This is a genomic window from Xenorhabdus koppenhoeferi (assembly GCF_900116635.1).
GTDB classification, from domain to species: Bacteria; Pseudomonadota; Gammaproteobacteria; order Enterobacterales; family Enterobacteriaceae; genus Xenorhabdus; species Xenorhabdus koppenhoeferi.
In genome coordinates this window covers 1-21,683 of sequence record NZ_FPBJ01000015.1, presented here as the reverse complement: position 1 = coordinate 21,683, position 21,683 = coordinate 1, and the positions used below count along the sequence as shown (strand labels likewise).

Here is a 21,683-nt window from a genome sequence, read left to right as displayed (position 1 = left end):
TATATTTCGGCGGTTTTTCTATTCTGGCAAAAAAATTAGGGTTTAAAATAATCTAAATAAATAAAGTATTATTAGTAGAAAAATTAAAGTATTTAAAACTGCTTATAAATAGATATCCTGAGAGATTTTGTGTTTAAGGGGATATTTAATCGCATATTATGATCTGAATTTAGCTTAATGATAAAAATAAATTAGGTCTATTTTGCCATAACTCAGAAAATAGAAATGGAGCGGTGACGCTATGTTACAGTCATTTTTTAAATAGTTATTTAAATATTGAAGCCATTGGTGGCGTAAATCATTTTGGAAATGGACACACATAAATCCCCAGTCACATAGCTAACTATGTGACTGGGATGAGTGAGCGCAGCCAACAAAGCTGCAACTTGAAAGACGACGGGTATATAAAGTATTAATGACCTAATAGAGAGTCATTTATTTACTCAGTGACTGAGAGCGATAACGTTTCGCGACTTGAGCAGAAAAATTACTGCCTGCACTGTCAACTGTTCCCGTAATCACATTAGCGGGTGATTGAATGATCCCTGAACAATTATGACAAGCCGGAAAATCTTGTCCTGCATTTGCCGTGGTCAATCGTTTGGTGAAAATTGATGATTGAAGCATTGTTTTGGCATAGCGTGCTGGATTGAGAGGCTCATCCTGATCTGCTGTCATAAATATCTGGTTCAATGCCTGTACTTCTGCATGCAGGCCAGCAATGCCTGCCATTGTCGGCAAAATGCCTCCATTATATTCAATATGTTTTTCAACCAGTCGTTGAGTCATTGGGTGTAACGTTTGTTTATTTTTTTCATACATATCTCGTAATCCTTTAATAAAGGCAGGAATACTTGTTACCCGATATTCATTTGCCATGTTATTTCTGAACGTATCTTCGATATTATAGGCAAGTTTATTTCTCCGTGGCCCTATCGGTCTGTTTATCTCGATGGTTTCTTGAGGTATTAATTCCACGCCGGGGAACAATTTTCCGGGGGCTAGGTTTTGATTATTATCCTTAAAGTTAACAAACTCATCTTGATAAGATTCGTTATGCACATAGCCGGCATGGGCTGCAAAGTTTAGTAATGCCTTTTTGGAATATTTTTTGGGCGTTGTTGACTTTTTCTTGGGTGTAGAGGGTTGTTTGGATTCTTCAAGAATTGAGTCCGTTTTATTCTGGAATCTCATCATGACATGAGGCAATTGGCGCTGATAGGCAGCAGAGACTTCTGCTGTATAAGGTGTATCGAGATGCAAAGTTTCCAATGTCGTATTCGATTCTGGCTTTTTTCTGTAAATCATTTTGTTGTCATAACTGTATGTCATATTTTTTCCTGAAAATATATCTTTTATATCTGTATCTATGGTGGCATCAGAGGAAATATCACTCAGCAAAACATAGATATTTCTGCCATTTTGTTTGATTGATGGGGGATTAAATAACTTATTCTGTTTGACAATGAATTCGATTGAAATCTATCTATTGTAAAATTGATAAATTCATTTCATTCTGGATGGAGCCGTGAAACATGTCATCATTTTTTTCATGTCACCTTACCCGAAAAAGGACAGGAATTGGCTACCCGGCTGACCGATAATTTCCCGACTTTAATTCCTGCATCTTCAAGTTAATTGCGTATATATGTCTTTTTGATAAAGTGTATGAGAAGGGAATTTATGACTTTTATAGTCATTTTCCATATTCTTTAGCTGCTCATAAATTAAAAAGACTTTATTGTATAGATACTCCCCTTCTTCCGTTAAAACTAATCCTTGGCTCTTTCTAACAAAGAGTTTTACTCCCAATGAAAACTCTAGTTTTTTTAAGCTTCGGCTAATTGGCGACTGTGTGATAAAAAGCTCCTTTGTTGCCTTATTTATCGATTTGTTTTTAGCTACAATGATAAAATTTTCTAATTCTTTTGAAATAAACACTTAAGTTCCTTTTTTAAATGCAATAGAGTTTATTCACTGTTTTATAAATATTTTAATAAAATTGTTACATTTTTTATTTTAAATGCCTAATTTGATGTAGTAGCTTATCATATTTAAATGATTAATTACGCAATAATAATATATAAACGTTGGTATTTGTCAATAATACTCCATGTGAATTAATATACAAATAAAAACGAAAATTCAAATAACAAAAGTTAATGAAATAATAAAGAGTCATTAACCAAATGATGTGGAAGTGTAATCGTTTCATCAGAGAAACGAGACGATGAAAGTGTTTCATGGATATTATGATTTCTCTGTTTAGATGTTCTCTGGTAATCAGAATGTATTGGCATGTTTATCATATCCTTAATTATGGTCTCAGATTTTATCTTTTATAAGGTTTTAAATTGCTCATTGGAATAGTTGTCAAAAAGGATATTTCAGTATCATTAACGGTCCATGATTCAGGGCGATAATTGTTGCGTCTTCGAGATTCGGTATATCAAGAAGAATGGAAGGTTTCATCTTCCCGGTTCTTCCATTTGGTAATGGAATCAATTTTCCTTTCTCTACTCCAATCTCATAAAGCTCCATTGATATTTCATAAAGTGGTGCTCCTGAGCTTTGCCCTCCTGCTTCAGTATTGACTGCGGTAGAAACCCAAACGGTTGAGCGATCTTTGGTATATTTTATAAATGTGGAAAGGTCATTTAGTTTAGGTGTTCCTGCTTTTTTCCATTTATTAATCTCATCAATAATATACCTGGGCAAACTCTCAACATTGTCATTACCCAAAAATACACTGGCAAATTTTCTCGCTTTTTCACTGTCAAGATTCACCCAGGACTTAAATCCCTCAGGACTACTTTTTTGTAACTCTTCAAAGCTCCGGTTATCTGCCCGATATAATGTAAATGGTTTTTTATGTTGTTTGTTGGTGCTGGTATCGGTGCTACTTTTGGATTTTGTGTATCAACGGTCGTTGCGCTGGTAGAAGTTATTACCTCAGAGGTTGTTGGTGCCTGTTGAAAGTTTTTCTTTAATTCCGCTATTCTTGATGTTGTTGCATGACTATCATTGGCAGTATCTTGATTAGGACGGCAGGATTGATTTTTCTTTTCTTCTTTATGTTTAAAACTATACATGATAATATTCCGATTTAAATAATTTGTTATAAATATTAATAATTTCTGTTTACACTTCTTAGTTTTGAATAATCGAATGCCACGACATCATGATTTAAATCTCTTATTTCATTAGAAATAATTTTTTTATAGATGACACTCCTTGTGATTCTTCTTTCTTCATAAATATATGATACGAAAAAAGGTTTTCACTATCTTCGGCAGCAATATTTTTACATTTAAATATAATTTGATTACCTTTTTTTATTCCAAGAGATTCAAGATCTCTCCTTATTGTTAATAATTCGTACATTTTAACTCCTTTATTTAGTGAAAAATAACAAGGATGATATCTATTTTGTTGGCTGCGCTCGCTCACCCCGGTCACATAGTTATCTATGCTCCCGGGGATTTGCTCTCTTGCCGTCGCGATGCAACTTAAAATCCATTGTGTATAGCTACTGATCAAAAATTTTATTTCTGACTAAGTGATGTGATTTGTGTCATTTGTTCCACTGTAGAAGAAAGCGTGCTCACTGGAGTCACTTCATCTTCAGCATCAGTGAGGCTAATTGGTACTGTCACTGAGTAATTCAGAGAAAGTCGTGGGCGATTCCCCAGTGACTGCCAGAAATTCCCTAAGCTGTTTAAACTTTCTTTCGGCGGCACAACTTGCGTATAAGCACCGGGAATTCCCGTTAATTGGCGGTTATTAATTAAGGCGTTCAAGACTTGCGACATGACCTTTATTGCCTGATTATCAGGTTGACTGTCAGGACTGCTGAGATCGATTTCGGATCTGGTCGATTCCCAGTAAGTAATCAGATAATTGCATTTAATATTGACCCGACCTGGCAATAATTTCCCTGAAGAGGTATTAAACGCTCTGGATTCTGTTGTTCTGAGCTGTAAATCTTCATGAATATCATAAAGAAAGACACTCACCATCTCATTTGATGGCCGCGTATCTAATTCAGGTAAAACAAAACTAATCACAAATTTGTTACCCAAATATTTTTCCAGCATAGTTTTCATTGCGTTATTGACATCAATAATGGTTTGCGTTTTTAACATAAATAATCCTCTTAATTTATTATTGTGATAACGATTAAATTATCAGTACATTTAATATATAAATAGACTTTCATAATAGTGATACACACAAATTATGAGGTACCCTTACTCCTCGCGGCGCGAGGAGTAAGGAAGTGATCTACAATTTTAAATTGTTACTTAGGTATTTTGATTGATATGAATTTTAAAAAGTTAACCGTCCCACTTTGGCTAATTCGCGTTCCAATGCTATTTGGATATTTTCATTACTGACTTCGTTATGACTATTTTCTGCGGCAAAAAATGAAGACAGTAAAGCAATATTGCGAATATTTGCGCCAGTCACACTGGTTTGTTGGGCTAATTTATCGAAATCCACATCTTGGGAAATTTTTATATTTTTAGGCCAGATTGCCTGCCACATTTTCTTGCGAATGGTTTCATTCGGATAAGTAAAGCGAGTAATAAAAGTAAAACGTCGATTAAAAGCACTGTCTAAATGGCTGCGGTTATTGGTGGATAAAATAACCAGCCCCGGAAAATTTTCCAGCCGTTGCAGTAAATAAGAGACTTCAATATTGGCATGTCTGTCTTGCGCATCTTTGGTTTCGCTACGTTTGCCAAACAGGGCATCCGCTTCATCAAAGAATAAAACCCCGGTATCCTGCTCTGCCAAATCGAAAATACGGGATAAATTTTTCTCTGTTTCGCCGATATATTTATTCACGACGGTGGATAGATCCACTTTAATTAAATCAACGCCAATATGGTTGGCAATCACTTCTGCTGCCATCGTTTTTCCGGTGCCGGAATCACCATAAAACAAGGCACTGATACCGGTGCCATAACCAATTTTATCTTTAAACTCTCCTGTCAGAACATGTTCCCGGTATTTAATTGCCGTGAGTATTTCTTGTATCTGCCGGGCAATTTCGTCGGAGACTAACAAATCTTTTAACGAACGTTTAGGGATAATTCTCTGTGCCAATTGCCCAAAATTTTGCTGGACCCGTAAATTGAGGGCCTTGCGGATATCGCATTGCTGCAAGATACCTAAAGGATCCCGCTGCTGTTGGTAAAGTTGCGCCTCTTGCAAAATCAATGGCAGGGTTTCGGGATTAAACGCGTAACGTTGGCTTAAAGCGATGGCATCAATATCATTTGAACAGTTATTGGGTAAGCGTGCAGTCAATAATCTGGCTTTTTCCACTGCGGTAAAAATGGGCATTTCGATCAGTAGTGTTGCTATATTTTTCAGCCATACTAACGGTGAATAGGGTTCGACCAGGCAAATAATCCTTAATTCTGGTTGATTTAATAAGGCCGACAGGGAATCCAGTAGCTGTTTGTTCTGTTCTGCAAATAAGCAAAAATTTCGCAACAATAAACAGGCACCACGTATGAGAGTCTCTCGCAAAATAGACTTTATTTGGGAGAATAGGGTCTTATCATCGTTATCAGCCAGTTTAGCCATATCCACCAACAGCGTTTGTCGCTGTTCTGATGCCATCATATTGGCAACCGCATAGGCTCTGGCACTGCCAGCCATTCCCTGTAACAAAGTAACAGGTCGAATATTATCATGCTCAGATAACAGAACATGACTCAATGCTTGTTTTAAGCCTGTGGGATAACTGCCAATTTCTGTGGGCGTTATCCACTCAGCACAATATTCTAAAGCTGGCGTAATATGGTGATGTCCAAGTAAAAAATGATATACGCTGCTGTCAGTGATAAAGGATGTCTGGAGCCAGGATAATGTTTTTGGGTGGCTATCAATGAATAATAGCTGGCAGCCAATCAAGGGGGAACGGTGCAGGAAACTGGCCTGCTGTGCCTGTTTCTCCGGCACTGAGCGGCAAAACAATTCCAGCGTCAGCGCAAAAGAGGGAAGACAGGGTTGTTGTTCTTTCTGAATCAGTGCAAACAGTTGATAATAGCGATTATCAAAATGGGGCAGTAAACCTAGCAGCAAAACATCTCTTTCAAAATCAGTCAGTTCAAAACGTGCAATCAGGTCAGTTAATCGGGATGCCACGGGTGTGACGGTTTGCGGTATTACCAGACAATCATCGCTGAGCCAATGAGGTTTACCCAGTGGATTATCCAGTCTGGCTATAACATCTTCTTCGCTTAGCAGGAACTCATCAAGGAGGTCAACTTTCTGATCTGATCTGCAATGGAAATGATATTGAAGAACCAGATCGATACGTTCTAGTTGGCTAAATAAAAATACCAGATTAGGGTCATTATTTTGCTTAAATAAATCAGAAAAAACAGGCGCTGTATTCATAAATTTCTACTCAAACTAAATGATTGTGATCGAGGGTTATAACCACGTGATGGTGATGGGGTGTTTCAACCAGCTAAAACTCGCTATGTTCATGGGCCACGGCCATTCGCTTATCAGTGCATCGTAAACTTCGGGTTGAATATGGATGTTTGTTACACCGTTCAGTTCGCTCAACTCCCCGGATCGTTGCAGAAATAAGTGACGCACATCGCTTGCGCCCATTTTTTCCCAGGCCGGAAGCTGTATGAGGGTTTTTTCCAGCCATTGGTTGATGGCCGCTCGCTGTCCTGGTTCTGGTGAATGCCATAGCGAGTTGTCATTTATGGGAAGACCGCAGATCACTTTGTTTAGTGCCAGCCTCCATGCAGGTATTCCCTCTTCGGCCCAAATCAACCAGTCAAGTAAACAGACGGCTTCTCTTTGCACTTCAAGGCTGATAAATCGGTTTGTATCCAATAAATCAAAGGCACGGAAAAATGTTGGCAATAACGGCCATAAAATCATGCAACCGGCATTGCTGATGGGTAAAATCGACTGTGCTGATGGGGTTTGAATTCCATTATCAGGTTGTATGGAGGATATCTGCGCTGATAAAGCGGTTTTCAGTAATTCCTTGTGTTGTTGCCTGTTTTGTAAAGTTGCAGGGTTTTGTTTTACCGTCTTCTTTATCAAACTATGATGCTGTTGTGTGGCCGCTGATTGAGCGGATATTTGCATGGGCTGGAGTGCAAATGGCGGTACTGCATCCATTGGCATGTCAGTTTTATTGTGATGCTGTTTTAATAGATGGCTATCATTTTGAGTAATATTTACCCTCGATGTTTGCTTATTTTGAGTTTGCAACCCAAGTGCTTGTTGCGTGGCATGGGTATGCTTCACCTGATGTTGCAGGTAATATTCAGCCGCTAAACTCAATTTTTCTGGTGTCACTTTTTTATCTGTGATTATCTGTGCTGGATAATTAACAAATTCGGAAGTGGTTGTTTTAGTAAATAACTGGCAAAGCATACTAAGAACATCTGGCTGGCAGATTTTAATTAAGCGGCTTAGCCCCGCAGGTTGTAAGCAGTGTTTGGCTAACATAGGTAACCATTGTTGTGGATGATAATTAATCTGTTGCCAATGTTCTCTGTCAATATTCAACGTATTTGTTGCAGGATGCTTATTGTTATCAGATAACCAGTTTCCCTTATGTAAGTAATAATCCACTTTTTTTATTAATGGAGATCCAGCAAAAGTACGATGGGGAACACTCTTTTCTGATCGTGGAAAGTATTTTTGTGGCAAGTGTTTTTTCTCTTTCCACGGAGTATCTTCGTGAGAGTGAAAATATTTTCGTAAAATTTTTTTTAATTCAGATTCCAGCTTTATAGGAATTTCCGTTTCAAAAAAATCAGTCTCAATATTACCTAAATCCACGACTATTTTTTCTAATAATAATTTGTTATTACTGGTTGATTCTAATTTTTTAATATTTTCTTTAATGATTGTTTCTAGCTTTTCATTAAAGAGATACGAGCATTTATCCATTATTTTTTCACCATTGTAATCTGCGGATTCAATAGTGATAATGGTTTTTAATATAATGCCGCTTGTTTCTTCAGCCAATAAAGTCATTAGATAACTTAACTCCATAAATAAAATGAATTATGTAAGTTAGCAATGGGTGTTTACTAATGCCCATTGCTACTATACACTTCGTCTTTCAAACTGCCTCTTTGTTGGCTGCGCTCGCTCACCCCGGTCACATAGTTATCTATGCTCCCGGGGATTTACTCTCTTGCCGTCGCGATGCAACTTGAAATCCATTGTGTATAATATAAATCAGGAAAATTTCATTAGAGTTTAATTATAAAGGCTAGGATATAATACGGTACGGTGACATTATTATTATGACTATGTTGACCGCTGGTTAGGCTAATATTATGGGAATGTTCTTTTCCTTCACCACTTTCAAATGTATATGGTCTGTACCTGGTTATAGTTGAATCACGACCAGAGCTTCCACCATTAACCCAGTCACGATTACTTATATCATCTGTGGAGCCATTATGACACATCGCCTCTAGGTTTAGGATTTCGCCTTGTTCATGTTTGTGTGGGCCATTTTGCTCAGCAGTTAGTGCATGTCCTTCTGTTCTTCCTGATATATGAACAGTCTGGTTTTCTGATATGAACGTAAATTTCTTATCGTTTTCGCTACCGGAAAACGTATTTAAAGACTGACCATGAATATTCTGTGTTGTACCTCCCATAATAAATCTATCGATAAGATCAGGTGTTCCATTTTTACCATCACACAGTGCCCATCCTGTCGGAATGTTACTTCCAGAAAACATCACAATTATTCCTGTGGGAAGTACAGTATTGGGATCAATACTGACACCATTTGAATCAACCGTGATACCATTACCCTGACTAACACATATTTCATTGGTTTTATTAATCAGGCCACTGCCCAGCTTAACAGATAAAATGTCATTCTCCAGTGTTAATGGAGAAAAGCCCTTATTCTCAATAGAGCCTATTTTTAAATTAAGTTTACCGTCATCGCCCAGCTTTAATCCTGTTCCCGGGCCATCTTGTTGTGGCGACTGACCACAGGCTTTGCGACCAACATCTGCAATATCAATTAACTGATTAAAATCTGTTTGTAAAGGAATACTGCCCTCTTTAAATTTATCTTTTAATTTAACAGTCTCAGGCCCAACACCTTTTTTATTAGGCAAAGTGTGTTGGTTTTGTGTTGTTGTAGAATGATTAATATCTTTCATGGCTAACTCCATAAATTATTTTTAATATAAAATTGTGACTGGTAGGTGCTTATTTTCTTATTCGTTCTTTTTCGGAACATAGAATAATTCATTCTGGATTATTTTATCGGTATTCCAGTGATCGTTGTTTTCACCGACAACTTCCTTTCTTTGGGGTAGAGTCGCAACACGCATTGTCCCTATTCCTTTTAAAGAGGAAGGTAATTTACCTAATGTCAGGCTTTCCAGAATCGAATAGGCAGCATCACCCAAAGGTGCACCATTATTTTGCCAACGTTGGTAAGTAGTGCCGAAATTTGAAAATGCTTCCTGATCCATCCAGTGAATAATCATAGAAATATGGGCAGGAAACTCGGTAAGAATGGTTTCTTTTACCCACTCTTCTAATTTATAGGGATCAACATCGGAGTCTTGAATTAAATCACTGTTTACCACCACACTGATAACAAATGAAAAACGATCGGTTTTTTCATACTCTTCACCTGAAAAATGCCAATTGTATCGCCATGCTTCTTTCTCGTCAGGGAACTCCAATGTCGAACTAGCCTGACGTTCAATAATCAAGGTGCCCTTGATGCGATCAAAGCTGACAACTTTTGCATTTAACTTTTCTGATTTATCAGCATATTCCTGTGTGACTCCGGCTATCCCTAAAGATTTGGTCAGAGTAATTTCATTATCTACCGCAATCAGGGACGGGAAGGGGGTTTGTGCTGTGCGGGTCAGCCGTTTTTGGCTTTGAGGTAAATTGTTGCCATCCAGGGTTTGATCTTCGGCATAGGCTAAACGGTAATTCATATCTTCCATCCAGACCACGCTGTTTTGCCAGAACAGTTTTTCCGCGTTGGCAGCGGCTATTACCCGTTCCAGATTGTATTCCAGTTGCGTACTATTACCCGCGTCCAGCCAAAACTGATTTTCCTCGGCTTTGACTATCATCTGACCACGTATCGTAAATCGGTTTTTGTTCTGTTCACCTTCATTGAGAATTAAATTGATTATTTGCCCTTGTTTCAGCTCGCCATTAATACTGGCTTGCTTAATCACCAGATAATGCTGATCAGTCTGGCTCTCTTTCTCTTTTGTTACTGAATCTGGTTTCTGCTCTTTATCAAACTGGCTATTGGGCTTGATTGGCAGCAATGCCCGGTGTTCCACCAGATAAAAAGGCAGTTTTCTCAGGTTTGGCTTCGATTTAAACAGCTCACCACCTAACCCCAGACGGGCAGCAATGCGCTTTTGCAGCGACGATACCTGATCAATTTGAATATTGGCACGGTGGTAAGTCAATGTCGGTTGTTGAGCCAGATAGCCCTGTTGCACTGCGCGAAAATCATTAATGTCGGTGGTAAAGGTACGCAGTGCTCTCTGGGTGCCAAAGTATCCAAGCAGATAATTGACGATATCCAATTCGTGATTGCTATCGAGCGCGATCTGTTTTAACCACTCCTTTAATTGAGGAGCGTAATCGTGATGGGCTTTCTCATTGACAGAACCCGGCTTAAACGGCCACTGATCACCCCATACTTCATATCCCTTGCGCTGAAAAGCCAACAATTGTGGCAGCATGGCAATTTGCTGGCAGCCGCCAGCCAGCAGTTGTTCAAATGGCAGTATAAACTGATGAAGTGACAACAAACGTTGAGCATGTTCACTTTCAGATAAAGGCTGCTGCATTTCATAGCAAGCAGGTAACGTATCGCTGATGGGATAATAACTAGCTACATCGCGATGCCGACCGTAAGCCAATACCACAGGTTCATTCTGAATCAAAGGTGGATTAGGTAAACTTTTCCGAATTTTTTGTTCATCAACCGTAACGCTGATCCCGCCTTTGGCGATCACCCTGAGCGGGCCATCCTGTTGTGCCAGTTGATGGATGGGATCTTTACCCCACAAGCGAGGGTAGTAGCCTTCTTTAATTGACCATGACCAGCTATCCTCTTTGATCGGTTTAATCAAGGTCTTGTTAAAGCTATCGTCCAACTGAAGGCGATTCACATTCTGAATGCCCTTAATCTCAAGCAGTTTATTAACCAGCCGGCTAAGATTTAGGGTGATCGGTTTCGTATAGTCACGGGCTGTCGGCAATTCAGGGATCCAGCCATGTTTTAACTGTGGCCCTTCAAAGATTTCATCATTGTGCATTCCAGCATCTTGCAGCGTTTCAGTGCGGTAACGCTGTGCCTCAGGCATCAAATACTGCTCTGCGGTACTATAGACGGCAGCGAAAATACCGGCGACATCCTGTACATCGTCATCCAGTTCGATATCCAGTGATAGCGGAAAATCAACCGGTTCTGCCCAGATAATCTGACTGACTGACTCCCCGATATTGCGGTTTTGGGTCAAAAAGTCTGTTAATTGCTGGGTAGCTGCGGTCCTGTTCTCCTGTGTACGGCGGGTGGGTTCCAGATAGAGCCAGTAATTGCCCCTCAGCGTAAATTTTTCTGCCTTTTCCTCTTCACTACTGACAAAGCTATATTCCCTTTTGGTGGCATCATACCAATAGGTATAGCGCGGTTTTTCTGGTTCATGAACCAGTTGTACGTTACGGAACAGAAAATCTTCTTTATCCTGTAGAGTAGTTTTCCCTGCCCAGTCGCTGCTATGCAGGTCCAGCAACGCTCTCCGATAATCATCGGTAGTGATTGGCCCACAAGTCAGCGTCTTATGGGGACCAAAGTCTGTGGGGAAAATCCCTCCATCCTTATCCTGTTTTTCTGGTACAGGAGTCAGTAAATCTGCCAGGGGCAGGGTATGACGGTAAGCCAAATCTGACACACCGTAACTGAGTCCTTCCAGAAAGGTGATGCCGGGATCGTGTTCCGCCGTGTCGCTCCACAGTTTTCCGGCCTGCTGGTCAACCACCTGATGGGCTTGTTCCAGTAAGGTATCAAAGTGAATATCGTCTTTCACTTTATGAAACAGTGCATCTTGATTATTCATCGTTATTTCCTCGGCCTTGTATCTTACCGTCTGCGTTCCAGACTAAAATCAGCACCTCATTATCTTTGGCTTCCACTGATGCGGTGATATCACAGCCTTGAGCTGCACTCTTCCGGCATAGCGTCAGACAGGTGACCCGCTCAACCAGCGGGTGCTGTTGAATGGTCGCCAGTAGCTGGTAATAGTTAATGCTGTTATTCAACATGACAGGTCGCTGCTCATTGACGCTCCAGGGCATATACGTTGCACTGAGTTGCTGCCGTAGCTGGCGATAGCCAAAATCGTTGTTAACATCCGGCTTAAAAGCTACCGTGTAATTGATGTTCACATTAATGTATTCGGGATTTTTGATCTCAATCGCAGCCCAGGAAGAGGCTTTTTGCTGTAACCACGCGGCCATTTCTTGCAGACGTGCCGGGTTTAGTACCGGACGCAAAGGGTCATCGCTGTCGTTGTATCGGTTAGCGGGAATGATTGTCAGTTTCTGTTTATCCAATGTCGGTACTCGGGTGAGTTCATCATTGCCGGGATATTTGACATCAAAGATGCTGACATAACGCTCTTTTAACAAAGTCGCCATATTGCCCCAGGTTAAGGCTCGGTTACGGTGGGACAAACGCTGGGCTCCCCGTTCAAAAAAAGCGCTGTCAGTTTCCGGTACACGTCCATTCCATGACGCCCAAGGCTGGTTGACTGATGACACTACAATGATGGGTTCAACCGGACGCTGAATGCTGCCTGCCGGTAATGGCGTTAAAAAATGGCTGTGACTGATGTTATCGGCATTGACCAATGTTGCTGTCAGGGCGTTATAGATCAGGCCGTATAACCAAGGGTTTTCCCCCAATGAACCTTCAGGTTTGAGGATAACCACGATTGCCTTTAACCAATAGCGTCCCGCTGGCATTTTTGTTGCCTGACTGGAGGCATCAGCGGGCAGAACAACCTGCCATGTGCCATCCTGATACAGACGTTTGGTTTCATCATTGACCCATGCATCCAATGCAACCCATTGATTCTGTTTATTCAGGTAATACCAGGAAACTTGTTTGGGTTGCTGCGGTGATTTTAATTTCCAGTATAGCGACAGGGTTTGTCCCGGTTCGACATCAGTGATACCGAGGTATAACGCGGGGTTTGCTTCCAATGATTCAATCTCATCACTATAGCCAAAGGGGGTGATGTGATACGTCTCGAACGAGTTTTCATTTATGGTCTTTTCTTGCACTTTGAGTTTGGTCACCTTGGGCAATGCCGTGCTGTCTTTTCCCTGTTCCTGGGGTACTGGCTTATTATCCGCATTCTCTGGGGTATTTGCTTGAGTCTGGGTTTCAGTTGTCGCAGACAGTGCCTGGCTGTCTTTTCCCTGTAGCCGGAGTACTGGCTGGGTGAAAACCAGATTATCCAGATCCTCTGGGGCATTGATTGCCGGCTCTTTATCCGAAAGCGTCAGGATGACTTCTTTTTTATTCCCTTCAACCCCTTCAACTTGTAAAGTTAGCCATTGATTGCCACTGCTGATTTGTGCCAGCAAACTTAGGTCACCAATGTCTTTCTCAAAGGTAACCGTTATCTTTCTGGTCCCTTCTTCCATCGCCAACTGTGCAGAAGTGATCAACACGCCGCCCAGCACGGATTTATCCTGATCCGTTTCGCTAAATAACCGTATCCCACCAGATGGCAATGATAACTGTGCTTGTGAATCCCAAGGAGCAGCGCTAACCCATTGATGTTGTTCTTTATTCCGTAACCAGTACAAATCACTGATATAACCACGGTTCGCCAACAAACTGGCATCTAGCGCATATTGCAGGGCATTGCCTTGTGCATCTTGTCCCGCTTCAAACAAGGTGCCTTTAGTGAGCAGTTGCTCTGTCACGGTTGAATTCAGTTCCACCGATAAGGCAACCTGATCGGGTTGCGCTGAACGAGGGGACAGCCCCAGAAGTGCCCGATAATAGAGATTGCGATGAGCCGCAGGTAAGGTATTCAATAAGGATATGGGTGTTTCCAATAATCGCAATACGGCTAATAGAAAAGCTTGATGAGGTAATAATTCCCCATTGGCTTCGATTCCTCCTTGATATAATTCAGCCAGTTTCTCTGGCGTATTATTCGCCATAAAGAAAAAGTCATTCCATTTGTTATTACCCTGATTGAAGGGAATTCTTTTTGTGTACTCTTCAATATATTGGAGTAATTGCAAACTGGTTCGATTATCTAATTTAAAATCGCTCGTCGGCACCAAGTCTGACAATTTATTATTTAACTCAGTTGATTCCATAATATCACCTGTGTGGCACAGAGATTCCTCTTTGAATAAAGGATTATTCACGCCATTTAAATTCGATTTGTTTCAGCCAAGGCCTTAATTCACGGTGGCAAAGTTTTGTTGAGTGATAAAACTTCCTTTGCCCGATGAAGGCGTTATAACATCCGGTTGCGGCGGGTTCACGGTATTATTCATGGCTGGTAATTGAGGCGTAAACATGGCTGTAAACTTCTGCCCCTTGATAATTAAGGCCTTGCCACTGGTACATTGAAGGGCTTGCTGATTGGAATCCAACGCACTGATGGTAATGGTGCCGGTTCCCGATGTTGTATGCGTTGCTGTGATATAGGTTGCAGAAACCCTGACTTGTTGCTCATCCCCCAGTATGCAGACTTTCTTACCGTTTACCTGCGCATGTCCTGTGCCACTGATCTTGGCTGGACTGGAAGGTGTCACCTGTCGATTTCCAAAGTTGAAATCAAACTGGAGCATGTCTCCGTCTGTCACAATGGACTCACTCATACCACCTCCAATACCTTACTACCTTCACTCAGTGCCAGTATTCCCTGAATTTGCTGATTGATATCGCTCCCCCGCAGGCGATACATGACCTGCACTTGCAGAGTATTTTTGCTATTTGGCGACTGAAGGACCTGAATATTCGTAATATCCGCCCGTGATTCATAACGCAATACACTGTCATGGATATGGGATTCAATGTCAGCAAACAGTTCGTTGCGGATATTTTCAAACATAAAATCATTTAATCCGCAGCCATAATTTTCGCGCATCAGGCGTTCCCCTGGCTCAGTGCTAAACAGAATGTGCAAACTCTGGCGCACATCTTCTGCCCCCTCAGCCATTTCCACTCCCTTTTCAAGGGAAAAGGCGGGAGGGAACGCCCAACCACGACCATAGAGTTGTGTCAGTATTTGGTTTTCCATTGTTCACCTTTCACTGGGTAAGATTAATTTTGGCACCTTTGATTTCAACACTGTTTTTGCCGGACATATTGAGCGATTTATCCATTTGGGCATTCATTGTCTGCGCTTTCAGTATTAATTCTTTTTTTGTTGACAGAGAAATATCTTTATCCTGCTGGAGCGTTATTTGATTATCTCCCGCATTGATTCGGATGATTTTCTCTTTGCCATTGATGACAATTTGCTGTTGGTTTTCACCTTGCTTAACCACCAAGACTTTTTCCTGATTATCTTGAGTGGGTTCTAAAGGTGCCTGATTTTTCGGATTGTGCATTGCCCCCAGAATCACCGGATAGCGTGGATCATTTTCAAAGAACCCGACAATCACTTCGTCACCGGGTTCCGGGTAAAAACAAAAACCGCTTTGGTGGCTGGCGTAAGGTTTTCCCAGCCTTGCCCACAGAGATTCATTCGGGCGATTCAGCACAGGCAAAATAATCGGAATGCGGTTCAAGGCTGCCTTGTCCTGCTGGTACTTCGCTACCGTCGCAATATGCAGTTCAGGGGCATCGGGCAATACGGGCATATATTCCTGCTGTAAGCCCATGCTCAGGGTAGTTTCCCAATCAATTCGCCGGTTAAAACGATGGCGAACCGCAGTAATGCTAGCTGTACCATCCAGTTGTGAACCAAATCCCGTTAGTTGAATGTTATCCCCTAACTGATAACGTCCATCGCCTTTAAGCAGGAATTCGCCTGTGATGCCAGAAATGCGCTGATTCAACAATAGTCCCTGTGCCAGAGAACCACTTTCTTGGGTGGTTAACGGGCTGCTGTAGCGGATGTCCCAACTTGTTTTATTCAAAGACACCAGCCTGTCAAGGGAGAGGGCTGCTTTTCCCACGGCAACACTGCCGTAGCGGCCGCCGGATAATTCCTGTTGTTTACTGATATCCCAGCCACTGACTACCAATGAAGCGGGGTTAAGATGATTGTCAAACTGCCAGCTTGCATCTTTGACGACGATATCTTTTTTCTCATCCCCCCGGCTTTTCAGGGTATAGGTTGAATTCGATTTCAGGGATTCAGGCTGGGTAAGCCGAACGCCTTCTGTCGTGGGTAACAGCCATACGCCAGTGGCTGATAGCCGACACAGCAGAAAACGCCAGTCTGAACAGCGAAATTGCACCATCTGCTCATGCTTTTGCTCTAACGCGGCTATCTGTTCAAAGTGAGCCTTGATGCCAGCCTGATTCAGTAGGGTGTTTAAGACGGATTTTTCGTTGCTGTCTTTAAACAGTTGTGAATGTTGGGTATCCACCATCAGTTGCAAGCGATGCTTGACGAGCAACGTGAGCAATAATTGCTTATTTTTGATCTTCAAAGTGTTACGGGTAATCAGGCCGTTAAACAACACCGATTTCCGGCTGCCATCAGTTACTTCCAGACGCAGGGTTTTACCTACCTGACAATGGGCCAGTTCTGCCTGTACATCTGTCTGGCTGAAAGAGGAAAGTGGCCTGTCCGGCAGGCTGAATTTCAGCGTTGCCGAAGGGATGCTGTTAACACGGTAATAGGTATCCACATCGACGGCGGCCAAAAGAGACAATACCTTGCCATCTGCAATTATTTTCAGTTGATGGCTCATGGTGCGTCTTCTCCTTTGGTGGCCTGTAATATTTCACCCGGTACGAACCCGTTGAGGTTATCCAGCCCGTTTTGCCAGGCCAGTGTCAAATAATCGATGCCACCGGATAGAGTTGATGCCGTACCAGCTGCTATCAGCGCCAGCGATGCGCCATCTTGTACCCGTAAGGCGATTTTTGCCGGCGATTTCAGGTTTTGTTCTGTCTCCTGCAAGACCAGACTTTCATCCGCCACCAGTGTCAGAATGACCCGCGCCCGTAAGGGAGTGGCATCACGATCAAACAAGGTGTAATTCACAGACAGACCTTTCGCCCTGCCAGAAAAATAACCGCGGTTTTCCCAACGCATTTTTCCCCATTTAATTTGCAGGAATCGCGTTTCATTACTGGTGGCATCCACGCTGCACAGTTGTTTGAGCTGCATTAGCTGAGCTTCAACGGGGGTTTTGTTACCCGGCATCGTGGCATCAAAAATCAACTCAAGGGATAACCCAGCGGGCCTGGCCTGTACATAAATACTGCTTTGTTTCTCACTATTAATAGCCTGAGATTGTTGATAATCCGTTTGGTAATCCAGTTGCAGGGAATCGGGGTTATACATGGCTTGCACAGTGCCTGCCCGTATTTTCCCTTCCCTGTCTTTATAAGCATTAATGGTCAGCTTCGCTAAACCACGTTCAATCAGACTCATGGACGCCACCCTTCCTCATCGCGTAATGCGGCCAACACTTCGCGTTTAATTTTTTCAATCAGGATTGCTTCATCCAGACTTTCCTGAATCAACGAATGGCCTTGTCGGTCTGATTCAGTTGCTTGTGTTGGTCGTATTGGCGCTGATGGCACCACTTTTGCCTGAATGATTAATTCTCTGATTTCTACGGTCATACTTTGACTCCCAGCCAGCATATATCCTGATAGCGCAGCTCAAGGGTATTCACCAAAATAGCGTTGCTGTTCGCGTCAAAATCGCCGGTTTGCCAGCGAACCGGCAAGGCATTGCTCAGTGTCCAACTGGATACGGGCAGTAAATTTTCGTTTAACAGCATAATCACCACATCCGCATAGGCGATTTTTTCTCCGCGTAATACGCGGTCAAACATCCAGGTCAAAGGAGAAACCGTCATCACGCCACGTTCCAGCGTTAATGTGCCGTGTTGGATCTTCTCGGCCAGATAGTTATTGCGGGCGTTTTCGCCGCCTTGACTGTGCTGGGTCACTTGAAGCTCCCGACTCAGGCCGGAAATGCGCTGAAAGCGGATATCCAGCGGATCGGGAATGCCATTAAAAATAAAACTCGCCATAAAACGGTGGGATACCACTGGGGTGTAATAATCGTTCATTGTGCTCTTTCCTTCTTAAGACAAAAGCGCTCCCGTCTGGGTATCAAAAACCAAACTGATCTCGACAAATTCAGCGGGAGACAATACAGCCAGGGCAACTTTCATGACCATTTTTCCGGCACGGATATCCTCTTCGGTCATCGTCTCATTTACCCCTAACAGCACAGTAAATGCCTCATCTTCCCGTGAGCCGTACAAACCACCCTGTAACCACAATTGTCGTAACCAGTTGTAACTTTGCCCCCTGCATTTCATCCATGTCAGTTCGTTATTGGGTTCAAAGATGTACATACGGGCCAATTGCGCCAAATGCACGGTGACATAAGAAACCAGACGGCGGGTTTGCAGGTAACGCCAGGGTGTGCTGTCTGTGTTTTCCAGCGTGCGGCATCCCCATACGCGTATGCCTTTGCCGGGAAAACTGCGGATCACATTGAGCAAAATGCCATCGGCGTTAAACAGCACACTCCCCTGAAGATAGGATTTAACCGGCCGGATAACCTGAGACAGGGCAATATTGGCTGGCGCTTTCCACACACCGGTTTCGCTATCTGTGCGCTGAATAAGTGCTGCGATGGCGGCGGTGGGGGAGAGCACGATACCTTTTTTGCTGGCTGTATCTCCGCTGGATACGTCCTGATAAGTGGTTTCCAGACGAGGCCAATAGGCCGCCCCCCATTGGCGATACCCTGATGATAAATCCCTCAGACATTGTTGAGCCTGTTCAACCTTATCCGGCGCATCCAGCAGCACAAAAAGGTTGGAACGGATTTGGCTCAGTTGCAGCAGTGTCGTCCAACTTTCAGACCACAGATTGACTAAGGTGTTTTGATCCTCAATCACACTGTCATTCAGTCGGGCGATATCCGGTGTCAAAATCAGGGTAATTTGTGTTTCACCGCCAATGGCTTCGGTTACCGCATCAGAGCTTAATACTGCTATCAGGGTCTTGGCTTCCGCTTGGGTGATATTTGCTGAGGGCATATTGCCTTGCAGCGGTAAAACAAAAGCCCGTTGCCCGCCATTATCGAAATAGTGCCTGACTGCCAACGCCATCAGATGATTTTCACCAAATCGCCGGTGATATTCCGCCAGGTTATTGATATGGATCGCGGTTTTTACTGGCTGCGGATGACAGGCGGTATAGCCAATAAATACGGGCACTGCGCTGGGTATCTCTTGCTGGCCTGTGGTAATGATACTTTCTGTTAAGGTCACGCCCGGTTGAATTCTTTCCATCATCATCTCCTCCAAAGTGTTTAGATAGGCACTGTTAATACAGTGCCTGTGTTTAATCATGGAGATTACTGAGCGACATCCTGCGTAAATTGCAGAACGATAAATTCAGCCGGTCGTACTGCGGCCAGACCTACTTTCATGATCATTTTGCCTTGTTTGATATCAGCATCAGACATAGTGATATCCTGACCAATATGGACAAAATAGGCTTCTTCCGGGCTGTTCCCCATCAGGGCATTTTTTTGCCAAAGGGCATAAAGATATTGGTCAACGGCGGCCTTGGCACGCATCCAGGTCGGTTGATTATTGGGTTCAAATAACACGGCACGCAGTGCCTGGCGGATATCGCGTTCAACGGAATTGAACAGGCGACGGACAGGGACATAGCGCCAATCTTCTTTATTTTCCAGCGTTCTTGCTCCCCAAACGGTGGCACCGGTATTGCTGAAATTTCGGATCATATTGATGGCACGGCCGGAGTTGTATACGCCCTGCAATTCATCCGTGACCAAAAATTTAGGTTTCAGACCGCCTTTCAAGGCAACATTGGCTGGTGCTTTCCATACCCCACGGGATAAATCGACGGAGGCATAAACCCCTGCCATAACAGCACTCGGTGGAATGTCTTTCTCCGCCCAATCCGCTTTTAGCCACGGGTAATAAACTGCGGCAAACTCTGTGGCGGTATATTTTCCTTTCTCTGTTTGTTCGCCGTCAATCGTCAACTCGGTTTCAGAACCATCAAGAATGGCAAATAATCCTTTTTCTGGCTTACATAAAGTATCTACTAACGTTTTAATATCTTCGCCCGCAGCCACCAGTAATGTCACATCATCCAAAGTCGGAATGACTTTTACTAAATTATTCGTTTTGACCAAGTAGCAATATCCACCGCCATTGGTAAAATACGCCCGCAGAGAAATAGCTAAATTATCATCAGCAGAAAATTTACCTTTAACTAGATTAAGATAATCCATCCAGGAATTAATACGAGTTGCGGTATCTTCATTGACAAGTTTATTGTCTTTATTCACCGCAAAAACAGGAACGGCTGTGGCACTATTTGATACGGATAAAGCCAGGCTATTTAATTCTTCAATATAAACGCCGGGATAACTGGTAGTGGTTGTCATAAAAATTCCTTTATACAAAATGATTAACTATGTAATGCCTTAAACAGCCTGCATGGTTACACGATCAGCTATCAGACTAATTTCCTGAACGGCAATATCATTGCTGGTGGCATCAAAGGAAGGCGAAGTCAATGAGGTAGGGAAAGCATTAGCAACACTCCAGGTCATCAATAATTCGGTGCCTGCGTCATTGGTTAAGCTAATGATAATATCTTTTTTCTCGACTTGATTAAGCTGGATAGAATTAATCCAATCAAACAGTTCAGTTTTGCCGGGGAAAACACCTTTACGCAGGGTAATATTGATTGGCTGACGTTGGCCGGGCATTTTGAACCAATTACCCACACCATCGCGGTACTCAATGGTTTCATAGCCAATATCCAGTCCTGAAACACTGTTAAATGGAATTTGTTCATCCCCAACAGAAACAATGAAACGATAAGAGGGAATAGGATATTCAACCGCAATTTGAGACGTACTTGTAGACATAATAGCCTCTTTAAAAATAAGAATGGTTATGATTAATATCAATTAAAATAGGGTGTAAAAAATATATTTAGATAAAGCTACCGCCACAAAATGACAGGTATATCATTCTGAAAATATTTTTGTAGGGCTATATCATGCTTATATCGAGAGTCATCGTGCCGAAAAAGCGATAATGAGTATATTGCCAATAATGCAATTTGCTTTTTACGCAACTTTATTTACATGTAAACGAAGATAAAGATATTATGTCTTGCTTGTTAAATCTTATTATTTTTTAAAACTTATGCGGTGAATTAACCCAATGATTTTTCCATTTCATTATGACCGGGAATATCGGAATTTAGCGTGGTTGTTATATGATGATTCTGCCCTTGGAAGATGGGAAAAAATATTCAAATAAAAAATATGTTCTGCTCAAGAAAAATCGGACACGTTTACGAAGGCCATTTCATATTCCACGGGTGTTAAATCATTATTGGCCGTGTGCAATCGTGTTAAATT

General features: G+C 42.3%; 20 protein-coding genes. All 20 read right to left on the bottom strand.

Features of this window, described 5'->3' with window-relative positions:
- Positions 1–435: 435 nt before the first annotated feature.
- Positions 436–1,332 (bottom strand): YwqJ-related putative deaminase, encoded by an 897-nt coding sequence (locus tag BM329_RS06560; protein ID WP_092550603.1) that lies wholly within the window; start codon positions 1,330–1,332, stop codon positions 436–438.
- Positions 1,333–1,629: 297 nt separating this feature from the next.
- Positions 1,630–1,941 (bottom strand): helix-turn-helix domain-containing protein, encoded by a 312-nt coding sequence (locus BM329_RS06555; protein WP_092550600.1) that lies wholly within the window; start codon positions 1,939–1,941, stop codon positions 1,630–1,632.
- A gap of 432 nt (positions 1,942–2,373) precedes the next feature.
- Positions 2,374–2,787, bottom strand: a complete 414-nt coding sequence (locus BM329_RS06550) for a hypothetical protein (RefSeq protein WP_092550597.1) — start codon at positions 2,785–2,787, stop codon at positions 2,374–2,376.
- Positions 2,784–3,092: a hypothetical protein gene (locus BM329_RS06545; RefSeq protein ID WP_092550594.1), complete on the bottom strand. Its 309-nt coding sequence runs from the start codon at positions 3,090–3,092 to the stop codon at positions 2,784–2,786. Before BM329_RS06545 ends, BM329_RS06550 begins: the two co-directional genes overlap by 4 nt.
- A gap of 103 nt (positions 3,093–3,195) precedes the next feature.
- Positions 3,196–3,450, bottom strand: a complete 255-nt coding sequence (locus tag BM329_RS06540; protein ID WP_218153257.1) for a hypothetical protein — start codon at positions 3,448–3,450, stop codon at positions 3,196–3,198.
- Between the two features lie 95 nt (positions 3,451–3,545).
- A complete protein-coding gene (locus BM329_RS06535; protein ID WP_092550588.1) occupies positions 3,546–4,145 on the bottom strand; it encodes a Pvc16 family protein in 600 nt (199 codons plus the stop codon).
- Positions 4,146–4,329: 184 nt separating this feature from the next.
- The gene (locus BM329_RS06530; protein ID WP_092550585.1) at positions 4,330–6,417 is read right to left on the bottom strand and encodes an ATP-binding protein; all 2,088 of its coding nucleotides are present in this window, start codon (positions 6,415–6,417) and stop codon (positions 4,330–4,332) included.
- Between the two features lie 36 nt (positions 6,418–6,453).
- Positions 6,454–8,034, bottom strand: a complete 1,581-nt coding sequence (locus BM329_RS06525; RefSeq protein ID WP_092550582.1) for a contractile injection system tape measure protein — start codon at positions 8,032–8,034, stop codon at positions 6,454–6,456.
- Positions 8,035–8,255: 221 nt separating this feature from the next.
- A complete protein-coding gene (locus tag BM329_RS14805) occupies positions 8,256–9,191 on the bottom strand; it encodes a tail fiber protein (RefSeq protein WP_092550579.1) in 936 nt (311 codons plus the stop codon).
- A 57-nt stretch (positions 9,192–9,248) separates the two neighbouring features.
- Positions 9,249–12,140, bottom strand: a complete 2,892-nt coding sequence (locus tag BM329_RS06515) for a hypothetical protein (protein WP_092550576.1) — start codon at positions 12,138–12,140, stop codon at positions 9,249–9,251.
- Positions 12,133–14,424: a baseplate J/gp47 family protein gene (locus BM329_RS06510; protein WP_177216205.1), complete on the bottom strand. Its 2,292-nt coding sequence runs from the start codon at positions 14,422–14,424 to the stop codon at positions 12,133–12,135. Before BM329_RS06510 ends, BM329_RS06515 begins: the two co-directional genes overlap by 8 nt.
- A gap of 84 nt (positions 14,425–14,508) precedes the next feature.
- Positions 14,509–14,934 carry a hypothetical protein gene (locus tag BM329_RS06505; protein WP_092550570.1) on the bottom strand — a complete coding sequence of 142 codons (426 nt, stop codon included), beginning with the start codon at positions 14,932–14,934 and terminating at the stop codon, positions 14,509–14,511.
- Complete coding sequence (locus BM329_RS06500; RefSeq protein ID WP_092550567.1) at positions 14,931–15,356, bottom strand: GPW/gp25 family protein; 426 nt, start codon at positions 15,354–15,356, stop codon at positions 14,931–14,933. The genes BM329_RS06505 and BM329_RS06500 overlap by 4 nt, the downstream gene beginning before the upstream one ends.
- Positions 15,357–15,366: 10 nt before the next feature.
- Entirely contained in the window at positions 15,367–16,983 is a 1,617-nt protein-coding gene (locus BM329_RS06495) for a phage baseplate assembly protein V (protein ID WP_092550564.1), read from the bottom strand.
- Positions 16,980–17,672, bottom strand: a complete 693-nt coding sequence (locus BM329_RS06490) for a CIS tube protein (RefSeq protein WP_092550561.1) — start codon at positions 17,670–17,672, stop codon at positions 16,980–16,982. The genes BM329_RS06495 and BM329_RS06490 overlap by 4 nt, the downstream gene beginning before the upstream one ends.
- Complete coding sequence (locus tag BM329_RS06485) at positions 17,669–17,866, bottom strand: DUF5908 family protein (RefSeq protein ID WP_092550558.1); 198 nt, start codon at positions 17,864–17,866, stop codon at positions 17,669–17,671. The genes BM329_RS06490 and BM329_RS06485 overlap by 4 nt, the downstream gene beginning before the upstream one ends.
- Entirely contained in the window at positions 17,863–18,321 is a 459-nt protein-coding gene (locus BM329_RS06480) for a phage tail protein (RefSeq protein WP_092550555.1), read from the bottom strand. The genes BM329_RS06485 and BM329_RS06480 overlap by 4 nt, the downstream gene beginning before the upstream one ends.
- A gap of 15 nt (positions 18,322–18,336) precedes the next feature.
- Positions 18,337–19,560 (bottom strand): phage tail sheath family protein, encoded by a 1,224-nt coding sequence (locus tag BM329_RS06475; protein ID WP_177216204.1) that lies wholly within the window; start codon positions 19,558–19,560, stop codon positions 18,337–18,339.
- 65 nt (positions 19,561–19,625) lie between these two features.
- Complete coding sequence (locus tag BM329_RS06470) at positions 19,626–20,693, bottom strand: phage tail sheath family protein (RefSeq protein ID WP_092550549.1); 1,068 nt, start codon at positions 20,691–20,693, stop codon at positions 19,626–19,628.
- A 39-nt stretch (positions 20,694–20,732) separates the two neighbouring features.
- The gene (locus tag BM329_RS06465) at positions 20,733–21,182 is read right to left on the bottom strand and encodes a phage tail protein (protein ID WP_092550546.1); all 450 of its coding nucleotides are present in this window, start codon (positions 21,180–21,182) and stop codon (positions 20,733–20,735) included.
- Between the last annotated feature and the right edge of the window lie 501 nt (positions 21,183–21,683).